Raw genomic sequence first — 16,398 nt, 5'->3', positions numbered from 1 at the left:
ATCCATTTAATAAATAAATATCTAATTTCCAATATCTTAAAAATAAAAAGATAAAATTAGTTTATTTCTAGTTTTAAAATCGCATTTTTATCTATGATTTTAAAATGGAAGTCATCTGCAATTTTAAGTCTTACACTCACATCAAAATTTTCATGACTGTTTGGAAAAGATTCAAGATACAATTTTATATCTTCTTCTGTGGGAATTCTAACATCTATAAATAAATTTTCATTCTCTTTATATTCAAATCCCTTTTCAATATCCAAAATTAAAATAATATTCTCAGGAATATCTTGATTTTTAATAATTAAGTTTCTGTATAAACGTTCTAAGGTCTCTTCACCATTTATTTTCAACTTTTGACGTTTAAATTCATTTTCGAGTAATTTAATATCAAATTTTCTAGGAACTATCATCAAAATAGGATTATAACCCTTATCTTCCATTTCGTCTATACAAATATCAAGGAACTTCTTTATTTTCTCGTTATTACTTTTTCTTATATTATTGACTTTTAAAATGTCCTTAATAATCAATTCGTCTTTTTCTTGCGCAATTATCCTTCCAAAATCCCTTCCATTATCATCATAATAAATAGGGCCATTTATTTCTACAAAAGGATATTTAGAAATCATTACAATTGATCCAAAAGATTCTAGCTTTTTGTCCGTTTGCGCAGGAAAAGTATATTGTTTTAATAATTTAGATATACTCGAATGGAATTTTCTAGATTCTTGAGCGTGTTTTTTAAATTTATCTATTCTTTTTTGCGAAAGAGGTAATTTAATTATTTCCTCATCTTCATTTTTCACTTTATTTTCTATCATTTTAATACCTCAAAATTAAAATTAATAATTAGTAAACAGGCATTTCCATAAATAGTGCTTTTAAATATAGAAAGTGCTAAATTAATGTCGTATCTTATTATTACATAAAAATAAAAAAATAAAAAGTTAGAACCGTTTTCTGTCCAACAGTTCCTGCATCTTACCAGGGTTCCATCCACCAGAAGCGGATTTAGACCTTCCTACCTGCTGAACATATCCGGTTATACGGTCGTACCATTCAACTTCTTTCTGTTCACCGCAGGTCGCACAGTTGTCCTGTAAACCTTTCATTAAAGTTTTACATTTCAGACAGAAGCTCAGTGCGGAGCTGTAAGCCCAAAATCCAATATCTGATTTCCTGGCTATTTTGTCTGTAAGGCTCATGAGTGCATCTGGGTCTGAATAGGACTCTCCCATGAATGCATGGAATATATGTCCTCCAAGGGTCTTGGAGTGGTACTGAGACTCGATTTTAACTTTTTCTGGGAGTAAAATATCTGCATTAACCGGCACGTGGGATGAATTTGTGTAGTATGCAGTTTTTTCGTCCCCTTGAGCAATGATTTTGTCCCTGTATTTTTCCATATCAAGGGTTGCAAACCTGTAAGCTGTGGATTCTGCAGGTGTCTGGAGAACACTCCATCTAAGTCCTGTTTCATCCTTCAACTTGGCAGCTCTCTCATTTATATAGTCAACTACCCTAAGTCCAAACTCGTTGGCACCCTTATCTTCAATTCCTGCACCTAAATAAGATCGGAGCATTTCATTAAGCCCAACAAAACCAAATGACATTGTGGAATTTTCTATTCTATAGTAGGTACCATCTTCATCGTTTGGTCTCTGTGACAGGAATGGGAGTAAATTATAATCATTAAGGCAATTTAAAGCCTGTTCTCTTCTGAGCATCAGTGTCTGCTCTGCAAGATTCAGATAGGAGTCAAGGTATTCAAATATATCACTGTCATCTTTGGAATTATATGCAATCCTCGGAAGGTTCAGTGTAACATATGCAAGGTTTCCTGTCCTGAAACAGTCTTGAGACCAGTCTCCAGTCCAATCATCGTTTAAAGATGTTCTGCATCCCATGTAATTAGCGAGATTTCCCCTGTAATCAGGCAGCATGTTTATGAAGTAAGATGTTCCAAACTTGGCTGAAAGCTCGTGAACACGCCTTATATCTTCATCAAACTCTTCTTTTAAGCATTCTTTCCTTAAAACATATATTGTGTTTGGGAAGAGATGTGGTTTACCTTCTGAATCTCCATCAAGGAGTGTTTCGGTGAATGCCCTCTGTAGTAACCTTGTTTCTTCTTCAAAGTCCCCATATGTTCCTACACGTTTTCCTTTAGGGCCGTAAGCTGGCTCATCTTTTAAGAAATCAGGGACTGTAAATTCAAGGTTGATACTTGTGAATGGAACCTGCGAGCCTCTTGCAGCGTAAGCCATGTTCAGGTTGTATATCAACATCTGAACTGCCTGCTTTACCTTTTCATAAGGTAAGCCTGCTGCAAACGGAGCTACAAACACGTTCCAGAGGCTCATTGATTGACCTCCGCTCATGTTCTGCTGAGCTGCAAGCATTATTTCTCCAGTATGGTTCATAAGTGTTTCAATATGATTTGGAGGGCCTGCAACTGAAGTATGGTCTCCAGTACCATCCACTTTAAGTCCATTTTTTATAAATACCCTTAAATCATGTTGTAAGCAATTTATTGGGCGTCCTGCAAAGAATTCAAGATCGTGTATATGTATGTCCCCGCCCATGTGGGCATCTGCAAGTTCGTTTGGAAGTATGTGTAACAATGCGTACTGCTTGAGTGCTTCATCTGCAACATATTTGTGAACAGTCTCAGGATTATGGATCATATTTGCATTATCCCTGGAGCCGTTCTTTATGAGGTTAGTTATATTGTAGACAGGTATACCAACCCTTGTATACTTTCGCCTTAATGTCTCAAGACCGTGTTCTACAAGTTTGGTGTTTACAATTTCCCTGATCATCGGCGCGGTCAGGTATTCAACATCGAGTTTTTTAAGTTCTTTACACGCATCTGTTGCAATTTCTCCAGCAAGATCTTCTGAAGCATGTGTTTCCACAATAAGTGTTTTTTCAATCTTACTTTTATCAAATGGTTCTATTGTATCCCTGGTAGTCCTGACCTTTAATTGGTTAGCTGCTAAATATTTACCGGCAGCCTTCCCATCAATTTTTTTAAGGGAATCATGAACCAGTATCTTAATTTCTGCAGTAGAGATACCGTTATAGACCGCAGTTGCTACGTCTGTTGCAATCTTTTCTGCAGCCCAAAGTGAAGCTCCCACCATAAGACACGATTTAACTATTTTTTCATAGCTGAATTTTTCGTATATTCCATTGTTTTTCAGGACGCACGTTTTAGCCTGTATAGGCAGTGCCGCCATAGCACGCATGTCCTTCATTCATAGTCCTCCAAACCACATAAACTGAATCCTCCAGAAAATAATTTTAGATTATTTTTTTTATGATTTTTATTTCGTTAATTCTACTTTAAAGTTTAATACGTATTTATAATACCTTAATATGATAATTGCAGTTAGTTTTACTTATAATAATCGTTCAATCATATTAATAACCATTATCCTACTGAAATTCATTCCGTTTAAATAGGACGGAATTGTAGAATTCTAGTTATATATTATTAACCTCTAAGATTAAAACTTTACTATAGTGTTATAAAACCACTGGTTCGTACCAATATACGATTTAATATTAAATGAACATATATAACACGCTGAAAAAAATTTTAATTTTTTACTGCATGTAATTTTGATGTTTAATCAAATATTTAAGTCAGTATACTATTGTATCCCCCCATATTCCAAATATAAAGTGTAAAAACTTTTGAAAACAAAATATTTGGACATTAAATAAATTAAATTAGCATTAACCTAATTTAACATGATTAATCAGCGTATATCTAATTTTTAGGAATGTACTCCTTCATTTTATAACAGTGCTAGCCTCATGTACTCCACTTTCCAATTATAAAAATACATCAAGTGAACTTTGCTTTGATTTATCGCTTTCAAACAACGAATTTATCCCGGATTCAAGAATTTCTATCCTTTGAACAAGGTAAGTGTCAATCGGATACCTTTTAGCCAGTTCCTTTGAAATTTCAAGGTACTTAACAACTGAACCCTTGGATATGCTGAGTATCAAATTTGAGCCGCAGGTACATTCTCCAGAAAGTGGTATTCGTCTATACTTTTTGTTGCACTTAGTACATCTAACTTTCTGTCTGGAAAATGCCCTTGAATTTCCAGCCATGTCAGGTAAAAAGTGAGACTGAAGAACACCCTCTACAACTCCCTTCTGGTCAACAGCCCTTATCTTTTCAGCGATTTTAACCTGTTCTTCCACCTTTTCCTTCATGGTGGGAAGCATCTTGTAAAGACATAGTTTTGGACCGCTGTGGATGCTTGAGGTATTGTGTGAAAACATGAGACCCTGGTACTGGTCCTCTGTACCCAGCCTTCTCTTAACATTATCTATAACCGAAATGACATCGGAAGGTTTAGCAAATCCGAGACTTTTCTCATAGAGTTCCAGCGGAAGTGTGGCCATTGCATCGATATTATGCGATTCATCGTCGATTTCTTCTGGATCTATCCTTGATGAAAGAACCAATGGAGCGTCCATCTTTCCACCCCTGGAACTTGGAAGGAATATCTTTGAGAAGTTTATTAATGCATCTAAAAGCAGCATCACTGCATCCTCATCACTGTCACAGTTTCTTCTTTTTGCAGAATGGAAATATGGGTGTGCATAGCAGCATGCTGCCTTTGTAAATCCAACAACTCTTCCTAAAACACCAGCAGAAGTGTGAGGTGCAAGACCTACGACCAGATGCCCAACCAGGTCTTCTACTTCATTAATATTATAAAATCTATCCAGCTCGTAATAGTTTTCAAGCAGGTCATCTATAAATTTTGAAACCCTTACAAAGTATTCTGCACAATTATCCGAGATTATTATATCCTGAATCTTTATTTCAATGATTTGATCATCACGTTCAAGTGGATCCCCATAACAATCATGAGTATATCCAAGTTCAATCAGCTTTTCTGGAGTTACTCCTACCTCTTGAGGTATGAAATGGGTGATAGGTAGATCAGTAGAATCATGCCTTATTGTAGCATCTTTAAATGCGAATACATCATTTTTAGCCCGGAGTATAGCTTTTTCAAGAGGTTCAGGGTATTTTTCCTCAGATATCATCCCTACTACCCCTTTTATTTCATCCAATCTTCTAACTCCAGCATTTTCATATGCCTTTTTAAGTAAACTGGCTAAATTAATCTTTTTCTTTGCAGCACCCGTTGGTTCTGTTCTCGCGCCGCATACTGGACATTTAGCATGGAATGAACTTACTCCACATTCAGTACACTTACATCTTGAAATGTCAACAAATATACTTCCTTTTTTGGCCGCCTCAATGATGTTACGCCTGCTTCCCCCATTAGTACCTATAGGGAACAGCCCGTGAGGTGCAGGTTTCATTTTTCTTTCCTTTGTTTTTTCAGGCCTTCCAACCCTTGTACCAATATATGTTGGGGCCTTTGCCATTATTTTCACAGGAGATACTTCATTCAGTGCTTCCAAGGTTGTAATATCTTTTTCAGCATCCAAAGGCTCAGCAAGAGTATTGATCAGGGCATTTGCATGGTCATGATCTATTACCACTTTATTGTCCTGAACCTTATGAGGAACACCTATAACTTCTAAAATCCTCTTAGGAGGTTCTATATCCAACATTAAACCATTTTCTACCGAAGAACCATCATAATTTTTATACAACCAGCTTCGGAGCATATTTAAATCAAGACATGAGACATCGTGGTAAAAATAAGTGTATTCTGGATGCAGTGGAACATTGTATTTCCTTGACAGTTCAAATGCCTCTTCTGAACCAATATCATTAATCGTTTCCAGACTTAAATCGGGCCCTGTCTCTTCTGAATACTTTTCAGAATTTTGAACTGTTTTAATCCACCATTCTTCACACCAGGCAGAGGGTAACAGCACATGGTTATTCCTTAAAAATTCACCAAATGCTACAAGTATATCTCCTAAAAAAAGGATTTCTGTTACATCCTTTTTAATCTCCTTAGCTTGTGCTGTGGATTCAACCTTAACTACATCTCCATTCCTTAATTTAACTATTGGACCTTCTATAGTATCACATGGGACAACACACATTCCTTTACCTGGCCTTTCAATTTTCATCTGGGTTCCAACTGCCAGGAACTCCACAATTTCCATGGTTAATGGGCTGATTCCCATTGCAGCCAGCCCGGAATTCCTTGAGCGCCCGTATCTTAATCTAAAGCCACCTTTTGCCATAGGATATGATAAAACAGGCCTTCCACCAATTATATCCCTCATATATTTATCATTTACTTTAGGAGCTCCTTCATCTTCATCATCTGACTTGGCACTTCCTTTTGAAAACTTATCCAACCAGTCCCAGCCGTCTATCTTCAATTTACTAGCGTATTTCATTACTTTTGGAGCTTTCTGTATAACCCCTTCAGCTATCGCAAGGAGAGCTCCGCCCCTAATACTGTTGGTTTCAACACGCTCTAAATCACGGTGGGAAACTTCTATCTGGTCTGTAGCTTCTCCAGTTACTTCTACAGGGATACTTTTGACTGCAAGCCTTACTTCATCAGGGGTTGGTGAATACTGGAGATTAGTAACCTCTGATTCGTAGAGCTCAACTTCTTCCACGTATCTTTCAATTTCCATGTCTGTAGGTTTGTAAACATCAAGCCCTGCGGAAAGTCTTATATACTCCCCAATTAGAACTGCCATTGCTGCTGCGGTTCCTCCAGCACTTCTTATAGGCCCTGCAAAATAAACTGCAAAATACCATGTACTATCAAAGTTCTGTTTAATTTTAACCTTTGCAATTCCCTCCAGAGGTGCAGCAACTACCCCTTCAGTTAAGATAGCAAGGGCAGTACGCAGTGCCTGGTCAGCTTTCAGCTCTTTAACTTCAATTGGGTCTTCCTTACCTTCCTCATCAGGCGTTATTACAATTTCTCTTGCTACCTGAAATGCCACTTCTTCCCTCGATGACCATTCCTTTTCTAATTCTTTAATCCTTTTTGCAACACCTTTTGGGCCAACTAACCCTTCTACTCGCTCTGCTAAATCCTTTGCAAGAGGTATCTCCGGCTCCATTTCCATGTCATGACCTTTAAGCCGTGCCTTTCTAGCTATAGCATACAATTTTTCAGTTTCCTCTTCTAAAGTCTCGAAATAGCCCATATTGCTCCCTTACCATACTAAAAGTATATTTTATATGAAAATTATTCACCACATTTAAATGCAGTATGTAATTACTTAAGATCAACTTCGTTTAATCATAAAAAGTAAAAATGCGATCTTGCTTATTCTTATGGGTTTAAATAGATAATAAAGCTTACTGTAAGGCCCTTATAAATTCCCAAATTGTGTATATCTCCTTTTAAATAGAGATCACATTATGAAAAATTAATAGTCATTGGCACAACAAATCAAAGTAGATAATGCTGACATGATAAGGTTCTGTTAGATTAAAAACGCGTAAAAAGCGGTCACATTCATATCAACATATGTTCTACAGATAACACATTATTATATGTTGTTGGCAATGAAATAGTACTCAAAATGCAACTAAAACAAATATTAAATTTAAATAGATAGTTATTTAACAATTTATTATATTATTAGGGCCATGAATTATAGAATTTTCCTGAAATTTAAAGAGTACATCACCACGAGATACTTCAAAAAATAGAATATTAAATTGATATAATAATAAAAGGTTATTTTATAAAGTTTAGTACTATTTACAATGATAATAGATACAATACTACTGTATAAATCGTCATAATCCTCTGTTAATTTCACAGTACTTTGACTTTTAAATATTACAAAAATAATAAACCAATGAAAATATTCAATTCAATCCACGAATCTGTTATAATATTTTAAGTTAAGATTTAAATAAACTGTTTAATAAGTTATTAATGTCTAAAAAATACTTTTTACTATTTATACCCCTTATTTCTAGGGTTTTTACTAAATCGGGAGGCATATTTAAGTTATTTTCAGTCATTGATTTTATTAAAATCGCCATTTCTATAATCTGTATCTTTTTATCAATTGAACCGTCTTCAATACCTGTTTTAATTGAATTAATTAAAAGTATAAGAATATCCTTTCGAATTTCCATGATTTGCCTCTCATTTTCATCAGAGGAAGCCATTGTTGCAGGAAACATGGCAAATTTTCTGCCGCGCTCAATTACATCTTTCATGACCAGATTATCTACAATTCGAGTTAAATTAAACCTTCCAGAGATAAAATAATTGTAAATATGAAGATAATCCGGATATCTTAATGCAAAATCAAAATAAGCATTTCTATAAGCAAAAATTTTATCAATACCCTTTTCTACAGTTCCCATCTCTTTTTCTATTAGAGATTTCATAATTTCAGCGCCTCTAAGGACAACTGCAAAAAAAAGGCTGTCTTTATTATCAAAGTACAAATAAAGGGTTGCTTTACTCATTCCAACATCCTTAGCAATGTCATTCATTGAAACATCGTCATAGCCTTTGGAAAAGAATAATTTTTCAGCAGTACTGATTATATCTTCCCGCTTCTGTTTTCTTTTCATTTTCTTTCTTTCTAAAGACATCACAATCACTCAGATCATAGATAAAAAGATGTTATTTACTTTATAATTTTAATATAATATATGTTTAGCCAGTAAAAATAATTTGAATAAAACCTAATTGGGTTAACATCAATGTTGATAAATCAAACGCTTTTTAAAAAGAGGAGAATTAAAAAATTCTCCAAATTGGACTTTTTTAATCCAATTGGTGATTTACTATAAAGTTTGGATTAAAAAAAAAACCTAGAATGAGCTAATTACGTCTCCAAGTAATTTTATGGATTTTTCTTTGTCAGGTCCAATTGGGGAACCTGCAACGTACTGGGTTACGCCCATTTCTCCGAGAGCTTCGATTTTTGGTATGAAGTCATCAGGAGTTCCACAAACAGAGAACGCGTTCATTAAATCGTCGGTTACAGCTCCGATTGCTCCTCCGAAGTCTCCTTTACCTAAGAATTCTCCGAATTTAGCACCGGTGTCTGTAGGTAGGCCGTGTCTTTCGAATACTGGTGGTGGTGAACCAGCAGCAATGAAAGCAACAACAATTTTTGCTGCGCCTGTAGCTTTGCCTTTGTCGTCGTCTATGGAACAGCATGTGTATGCTGCTACGTCAACGTCGCTTATACTTTTACCGGCTGCTTCTGCTCCTTCTTTTATGAGAGGAACTGCAGCTTCAAAGTCTTTTGGGTTTGATGCGTTGATTAATGCACCGTCAGATACTTCACCAGCGGTTTTGAGCATCATAGGACCTTGCCTTGTGCACCCATGTAAATTGGGATTTTTTCCTGAACAGCTTTGGTACCGCCTAATTGTGCACCGCTGTCTGTTTTTTTACCAGCCATTAATGTTTCCATCATAGTGATTGCATTTTTAATTGTGCTTACTGGTTTTGTCCATTCAATTCCTAATGCGTCGAAGGTTGCTTTGTCACCAGGACCAATACCTAAGGTTGCTCTTCCGTTGGAGAGTTCATCAAGAGTTGTAATTGCGGAAGCTGTTATTGCTGGGCTTCTTACATATGGGTTGGTTACACCAGGACCCATTTTGATGGTTTCAGTTCCTTCGGCGAGTAATGCCAGGGTTTCGTATACGTTCTTGTTGTTGTAGTGGTCTGTAATCCATGCGTATTCAAAACCTACGTCTTCAGCTAATTTGACTAATTTAACTATTTTGCTTATAGGTTCATTTGGAACAAATTCTATACCAAATTTCATATTATTACCTCCAAATTCTTTGATTTTAGGCCACCGAACATGAGTGTTCGGGCATTCGAAAATCGACGTTATCAAAAACCGTAGGTTTTTGATGTATGAGAAACTCTGTTTCTCTGCCGCGAAATTTATAATTTCGCAGGCGTCAAAAATCATGAATTTTTGACAGATTTTCGAAAGTTCGGAAAATCATTTAGGATTTTCCTCAACCTCCTAAACTTTAGGTAATTATAACCAAGGGTAAATATTTTATAAAACCACTGGTCATAATTTAGGATAACTGTCGGTTATTGTTTATAAATGTTTTTGTTTTTTCTTAAGCAATATTAAAAAATCATAATAAATCAAAGGACATTGTTATAGTTATTATTCATTACTATCCGGCGTACCTCTGCTAGAGAACTCGGTGATCTCCACTTAAATGGAATCTATCACAAATCATCCCCTAAAAACATGAAATCACAAATAGGTTATAAAGAGAAGCATACGATCAAAAATAAACATATAGTACTGATTATTATACAAAATAAAACAGTAATAACTCAAATAACTTTTATGTCGATTTATAAAAGGGTATAACAATATTTTATTGAAGCTTTTAAGAAAAATTAGAAGGTTTCTTAAATATTTATATCCATAAATTTATAGGATATATAACATTTAAATTAATTTAAGGATATATTTAATATCAAATTAGAATTAATTTTTATAATATGAATAAAGCTAATCGGTGATTTTATGGCAAAAAGAGATAAAAAGAGCCTTCCACCAAGTGGAGCCGGCCTTGTAAGATATTTCGAAGAAGAAACAAGAGGACCTAAATTAACACCAGAACAGGTTATAATTGGAAGTGCACTACTCGGAGTAATCTGTATAGCACTACGTTTTACAGTATCAACTTAATTAAAAAATTTTAGACTAGAGAGATACACATGGCAATTCACCCTATTGAATACAGGTACGGAACAGAAGAAATGCGAAATGTCTGGGAAGAAGAAAATAAACTTCAAAAAATGCTCGATGTTGAAGCTGCTCTTGCAGAAGCAGAATCCGAATTTGGCTTAGTTCCAAAGGAAGCTTCATCCCAGATACGAGAAAAAGCAAGCACAAAATATGTTACACTGGAAAGAGTAAAAGAGATTGAAAGACAAACCAATCACGATATTGCATCCATTGTAAAAGCTCTTGCAGAAGCCTGCGAAGGAGACGCAGGAGAATATGTTCATTTTGGAGCAACCTCCAATGATATAATCGACACATCACAATCACTTCTTTTTAAAGAATCAATAGAAATTTTAAGGGAAAAACTGGTTAAAGTTACTAAAACCCTTCTTAATCTAGCTGAAGAGCATAAAAATACTGTTTGTATTGGAAGAACCCATGGACAGCATGCACTTCCACTAACCTACGGTATGAAATTTGCATTATGGGCTGATGAGTTCCACAGGCAGATTGAAAGGATGGACGAATGTAAAAACCGTTTATGCGTGGGCATGCTAACTGGTGCAGTTGGTACCATAGCAGCACTTGGCAGTGAAGGTTTAGACGTTCACAAGAAGGTATCTGAAATCTTAGGCCTTAAACCAGTTCTAATCTCAAATCAGATAGTTCAAAGGGACAACCACGCAGAGTTCATCATGGACCTTGCAAACATAGCAAGCACCCTTGACAAAATTGCTGTAGAAATCAGAAGTCTTCAAAGGACTGAAATTAAGGAAGTTGGAGAAAGATTCGACCCTAAAAAACAGGTCGGCAGCAGTACAATGCCCCATAAAAGGAATCCAATTACAGCAGAAAGAATTAATGGAGTATCTAGAGTAATACGCGCTTATGTTACCCCTGCACTTGAAAATAACCCATTATGGCATGAAAGAGATCTTACAAACTCATCCTGTGAGAGAATAATTTTTCCAGAGTCATGTATTCTTACAGATTACATACTCAACTTAACAAATAAGTTACTCAATAACCTGGTCTTCTATCCAGAAAACATTGAAAAAAATCTCAATTGTACCCACGGGTTAATAATGGCAGAAAGATTCATGGCAGAACTTACAAGAAGAGGAATGGGCAGGCAAACTGCCTATGCACTGGCAAGAGACTGTTCAATGGAAGCTTACGAAAAAAATACAGGACTGCTTGATATAGTTTTAACGAATGATGAAATTAAACAGTATTTATCAGAGGCTGAAATTAGAGAAATAATGGATCCTCATACTTACATCGGATCATCTGTTAAAATAGTAGATAATGTCATAGAATCCTCAAAAGAGTGGTTCTAACTTATTCTTTTTTTATTGTTTAGTATATATATTACTTATTTTTAAGATTTAACCTTTCAATTTATTTAGAGACTCATTTTCATATTAACTCACCATTTTAGTTTTTTTAAATTATTTATTTTAATTAAGTACCACAAAACCTGATTTTATCCTTAACTCTACCAATTTTTGAACAAAAAGATTTATTTTAGGATTCAAATAGAAAAAAATATATGTTAATGTCACAAAATATAAACTAAGTATAATTAGAACTTAAAAGGAGTTACAAGAAACTGTCAAAATCTTAAAAAACTGAAAGTTTTTGGGAGTTAGAAAATACATAGTATTTTCTAAAATCCTTTGAATTTGGACGCATTCGCAATCAAAGATTTTGAGGACATCGTAAATTTTTGAATGTTCTGTTTCCTGAACTCCAAAAAGATTTTAAGGAGGTAAAAAAAAATGGTAGATGTAAAAGAAATTAAATCGGTTGAACTAGCGCCTTTCACATTGATGTCATCATCAATACATGCAATTCTAGCATTTATTGCAGCCATAATAACTTTAATCGCATTTGGAATCATAGCAGCCTTAGTCCCTCAAGCTAGTATCTTTGGATCAATTATTACATCCGCAGGAGCCGCTTTAATTATAATATATCCCATAGCAGCATTCTTTACATATTTAGCCATAAGTTTCTTCACTATACTGCTTTACAATGCTTTAGCACCTAGAGTAGGTGGTATAAAACTAGGATTAGAGGGAAATGAAGTAGCAAATGTCCCCGTAGTTTCATTTTCATTAATATTAGCAGTTATAGAAGCAATATGGGCCTTCATTATTGGAGTATTTTTAGCAGCTGCAATTACACCAGTATTTACAGCTTTAAGCAGTTCCATCCCAGTTGTATCACAGGCTATTGCCAACGCCACCAATGCTACAAACATGACCATCCCTACAGGACAGGCTGTAGCAGCAGGAGGAGTATTCTTAGCCATAATCCTCATTATTGGACTGCCAATAATGGCGTTTATATTTGGATTTATTGGTAATGCATTAGCAGCGATATTCTACAACTATATAGCCACAAAAGTTTCTAAAATACAGTTAAACTTTGATGCAGTTACTGGAACATTGAAAAACCTGACTTCTATACCTGTAGTACCAACATCACTGGCTGTAGCAATCGTTTTCACCATATTTGGGCTGATCAGAGGACTTTCAGATCTGGCATCACTCAGTGCAAATGGAAACGTATCTGGAGGAGTTGGAGCACTGATAGCATCCATAGTTGGTTATTTCGTAATGTATTTCATAGGAACCGCACTGATAACAATATTCTACAATGCATTAGCTCCAAGAATTGGTGCAGTTAAACTGGAACTTGAATAAATTAATTCATATTTTTTTTCTATTTCTTTTATTTTGGATAATCATTGTAAATTATCAAAATTTGCATTAAATCCTATTTTTAAGTTTATATAGCTTTCAACAATTTTTTTTTAATTAAATATTAATTGTACAATCCATTATACTATTTTAAAATTAAAGAAAATGTTATATAAACCAGTGCATAATTACAGATTAGAATAACTATAAAAGGAGTTGAGGAAAACTGTCAAAATCAGAGATTTTCGACAGCTATGTTTTCCGAACATTCAAAAATTAAAAATTTTTAGAGGTTGAAGGAAATGCATAACTGACAAACACATTGTGTTTGTCGCATCAAAATCGAAGATTTTGATTGCATTTCCTGAACCCAAAATCAAAGATTTGGAGGTAAATGCATGGTCGACATTAAAGAAATCAAATCAATTGAAATTGTTCCTTACACATTAATGACATCCTCTATTAATGCAGTATGGGCTTTCCTGTATGCCATATTTACATTAATTTTAGGATTAGTACCCTTCGTAATTTCCCCAACTGCAGCTAACTCAACTGCACTATGGTTCTACATTGCTTCTATTGTTTCTTCACCGGTAGGCAGCTTTGTTCTAGGAGTCCTGCAGTCATTTCTATTTGCATTAATTTACAACCTATTAGTCCCCAAACTTGGTGGAATTAAACTTGGACTTGAAGATCTAAGCGAAATAAAATCAATTCCAGTGATGCCGTTTGCACTAATAACTTCTACCATTTCAGCAATTTTTGTACTTATAATTGCCTTAATTGTTATGCCGTTAGTTGCAGCGTACATCCCTGTAGTATCACAAATAGCAAGTTCACTGCCATTAAACGGGACAAATATAACTGCAGAAAGCATATCCTCATTAGGAACATTTGGAGTTATAGGATCTATCTTATCCATTATAATACTGCCAATAACAGCATTTGTAATTGTATTTGTAATAAATGTAATATTAGCTGCATTATACAACTTAGTAGCGCCAAGGGTTGGTGGGATTAAGCTTGAATTTGCAGCAGGTGCAGAAAATATGTACGAGATACTGTCAGTTGCACCAGTACAGCTTGCGTTAATAACTGCAATTATTGCAGCTATATGCGGAATTATTATTGGAATAATCGCAGTCATAATCAGCGCACTATATGGAGTTGCCATCATAGGAGTTATGTTCCTGGCAGGATTTACAATCGGATTCCTGGTAGGTGTATTTATAGCATATGCAATTCTAGCATTGATATATAACTTCTTAAGGCCAAAAATCGGCGGAATCAAGTTAGAACTACAGTAAAATCATTATTTAATTTTTTCTTTATTTTTCTTTTTAATTACTGGATATAACGCTGAATTGAATCTTCATATTAGACATCCTTAAAAACCGCTAATTTATGTGTTGCCAGTTAAAAGTTACCTATAAAACAGATAAAATACTAGATAATTTTGTTTGATTAAATATTAGATACATTTAACTAAATCGTTAAACTGATTCATATAATTATTTTACTGATTAAAACGTGATTTTATGCAAAAACAGATTATAAATTGTAGAAAAATTTCTAAAGGACATGCCCAGGGAGAAGTTATAGTTACAAAAGATTCTATAAGTTTTTTAGGTGGAGTAGACCCAAAAACAGGAGTTATAATTGATTCACAGCATGAATTGTACGGTAAAAAAATAAGTGGAAAAATTCTTGTAATTCCCTCTGGAAAAGGATCCACGGTAGGATCGTATGTTATATTCCAGATGGCAAAAAATAAAACCGCTCCCACTGCCATAATATCATTAAAAGCTGAACCTATTATTGCAACAGGTGCAATAATGGCAGAAATACCCATGGTAGACCAGCCAGATGCAGATATTTTAAATATTTTAAAAGAAGGAGATATTGTTGAAGTTAATGCTGATTCGGGCATTATAAAAATAAACTGAACTATGTTTTGACTTATTAAATCAACATACTTATTTTAAAAGAAGTAAGAATGAATTTAAGGATTCATTCTTTAATAATTTTCATATCCTCTTCTACCTGCAGATTGTACATATTCTCCTATAGCTCCGCCAATAGCAGAAAGAATTCCACATATGAACACTGCAAGTATTGTAAAGAAGATTACAACTAAAACTCCCAGTGCACCTACTGCAAGTCCCACTTGTGCTGCTAAAACTGCTATTACAGCAGCTATTATTCCAATACCAAATAGTGAGAGAATTCCAATTATTAAACCGCCTATAACTCCCGCTAAAGCTCCATTTATTATACCGCTTTCAAATTCATCTTTCATCAAATATACTGCCAAAAAACCGCCGACTATTGGCCCTAAAAAGAATAATGGGAAAAACACAAGGGCAAGAACAATAGTTAAACCAGCAGTCACTACTCCACCTATTCCAACAGCTGTCCATTCAGTCATTTTATCACCTCAATCTTGAGTCAGTATGCATTATGTCCTTAATCCCTAAAATACTTATTTTGCTACAGGGCATCCCCCTAGTTTAATAATGAATTTTAAAAAATAAATCAAAATTATAAGGGCGCAGCTTAATATAACTAATTTAAGTTTTCATTTTCAAAAATATACCCATTTAGCTAATTTCCTACGGTTCCCTACCAATTAATCCCGGTACTGTACCAATTACAAATACCATAATTGCGCTATAACCATGATGACAATTAAATAACTTCCAAAAACAGGGTTTGGCCCTATTATGTCCCAAATTATAAATACCGCTGCAAACCCGGAAAAGCACTTGAAATACCCCATTTATAATATTATCTACATAACATTATATCCTTTATATACAAAACAAGGAAAACTCCAATTATTGGTGTTAATGCATATATTAAACCTCTTAAAATGCCAATATACCACTTATCTCCCGCATACAGCATTAGTGTAGTTAAACCCAATAAAGATGTTTTTCAGTTTAAAATCATTTTATTTCCTTTAAATTAGTTAAAACAAAAAATAAGATACTCTCAG

10 protein-coding genes and 1 pseudogene are annotated in these 16,398 nt (G+C 34.7%); 5 read left to right on the top strand and 6 right to left on the bottom strand.

Annotated elements, in window-relative coordinates; all coding sequences use genetic code 11:
• Positions 1-56: 56 nt before the first annotated feature.
• From EJ01_RS05185 to mer, 5 genes and pseudogenes are all read right to left on the bottom strand, one after another.
• The gene (locus EJ01_RS05185) at positions 57-827 is read right to left on the bottom strand and encodes a hypothetical protein (RefSeq protein WP_048081585.1); all 771 of its coding nucleotides are present in this window, start codon (positions 825-827) and stop codon (positions 57-59) included.
• A gap of 126 nt (positions 828-953) precedes the next feature.
• Positions 954-3,266, bottom strand: a complete 2,313-nt coding sequence (gene nrdD, locus EJ01_RS05180) for an anaerobic ribonucleoside-triphosphate reductase (protein WP_048081586.1) — start codon at positions 3,264-3,266, stop codon at positions 954-956.
• Positions 3,267-3,849: 583 nt separating this feature from the next.
• A complete protein-coding gene (polC, locus tag EJ01_RS05175) occupies positions 3,850-7,143 on the bottom strand; it encodes a DNA polymerase II large subunit (RefSeq protein WP_048081587.1) in 3,294 nt (1,097 codons plus the stop codon).
• Positions 7,144-7,852: 709 nt separating this feature from the next.
• Entirely contained in the window at positions 7,853-8,560 is a 708-nt protein-coding gene (locus tag EJ01_RS05170) for a TetR/AcrR family transcriptional regulator (protein ID WP_048081588.1), read from the bottom strand.
• Between the two features lie 222 nt (positions 8,561-8,782).
• Positions 8,783-9,753 (bottom strand): annotated as a pseudogene (gene mer / locus EJ01_RS05165) (5,10-methylenetetrahydromethanopterin reductase).
• 735 nt (positions 9,754-10,488) lie between these two features.
• Here mer and EJ01_RS05160 point away from each other — a divergent pair.
• The 5 genes from EJ01_RS05160 to EJ01_RS05140 all read left to right on the top strand — a co-directional run bounded on the left by EJ01_RS05160 (position 10,489) and on the right by EJ01_RS05140 (position 15,346).
• Positions 10,489-10,653, top strand: a complete 165-nt coding sequence (locus EJ01_RS05160) for a preprotein translocase subunit Sec61beta (protein WP_048081590.1) — start codon at positions 10,489-10,491, stop codon at positions 10,651-10,653.
• A 29-nt stretch (positions 10,654-10,682) separates the two neighbouring features.
• Entirely contained in the window at positions 10,683-12,032 is a 1,350-nt protein-coding gene (purB, locus tag EJ01_RS05155) for an adenylosuccinate lyase (RefSeq protein ID WP_048081591.1), read from the top strand.
• A 441-nt stretch (positions 12,033-12,473) separates the two neighbouring features.
• The gene (locus tag EJ01_RS05150) at positions 12,474-13,403 is read left to right on the top strand and encodes a hypothetical protein (RefSeq protein ID WP_048081592.1); all 930 of its coding nucleotides are present in this window, start codon (positions 12,474-12,476) and stop codon (positions 13,401-13,403) included.
• A gap of 395 nt (positions 13,404-13,798) precedes the next feature.
• Entirely contained in the window at positions 13,799-14,707 is a 909-nt protein-coding gene (locus EJ01_RS05145; RefSeq protein WP_048081593.1) for a DUF3566 domain-containing protein, read from the top strand.
• 243 nt (positions 14,708-14,950) lie between these two features.
• The gene (locus tag EJ01_RS05140) at positions 14,951-15,346 is read left to right on the top strand and encodes a DUF126 domain-containing protein (protein WP_048081658.1); all 396 of its coding nucleotides are present in this window, start codon (positions 14,951-14,953) and stop codon (positions 15,344-15,346) included.
• Between the two features lie 71 nt (positions 15,347-15,417).
• Here EJ01_RS05140 and EJ01_RS05135 read toward each other — a convergent pair whose 3' ends face one another.
• A complete protein-coding gene (locus EJ01_RS05135) occupies positions 15,418-15,828 on the bottom strand; it encodes a DUF5518 domain-containing protein (RefSeq protein WP_048081594.1) in 411 nt (136 codons plus the stop codon).
• Positions 15,829-16,398 lie beyond the last annotated feature (570 nt).

The sequence above is a fragment of the Methanobacterium veterum genome (genome assembly GCF_000745485.1).
Taxonomy (GTDB): domain Archaea; phylum Methanobacteriota; class Methanobacteria; order Methanobacteriales; family Methanobacteriaceae; genus Methanobacterium_D; species Methanobacterium_D veterum.
This window is presented reverse-complemented; position numbering and strand designations above follow the sequence as displayed.

Excerpts from the sequence above, each read along its gene's own strand:
- EJ01_RS05135 (WP_048081594.1), bottom strand. The coding sequence starts at position 15,828 with ATGACTGAATGGACAGCTGTTGGAATAGGTGGAGTAGTGACTGCTGGT.
- EJ01_RS05160 (WP_048081590.1), top strand. The coding sequence starts at position 10,489 with ATGGCAAAAAGAGATAAAAAGAGCCTTCCACCAAGTGGAGCCGGCCTT.
- EJ01_RS05185 (WP_048081585.1), bottom strand. The coding sequence starts at position 827 with ATGATAGAAAATAAAGTGAAAAATGAAGATGAGGAAATAATTAAATTA.
- polC (WP_048081587.1), bottom strand. The coding sequence starts at position 7,143 with ATGGGCTATTTCGAGACTTTAGAAGAGGAAACTGAAAAATTGTATGCT.
- purB (WP_048081591.1), top strand. The coding sequence starts at position 10,683 with ATGGCAATTCACCCTATTGAATACAGGTACGGAACAGAAGAAATGCGA.
- EJ01_RS05170 (WP_048081588.1), bottom strand. The coding sequence starts at position 8,560 with ATGTCTTTAGAAAGAAAGAAAATGAAAAGAAAACAGAAGCGGGAAGAT.
- nrdD (WP_048081586.1), bottom strand. The coding sequence starts at position 3,266 with ATGAAGGACATGCGTGCTATGGCGGCACTGCCTATACAGGCTAAAACG.
- EJ01_RS05150 (WP_048081592.1), top strand. The coding sequence starts at position 12,474 with ATGGTAGATGTAAAAGAAATTAAATCGGTTGAACTAGCGCCTTTCACA.
- EJ01_RS05145 (WP_048081593.1), top strand. The coding sequence starts at position 13,799 with ATGGTCGACATTAAAGAAATCAAATCAATTGAAATTGTTCCTTACACA.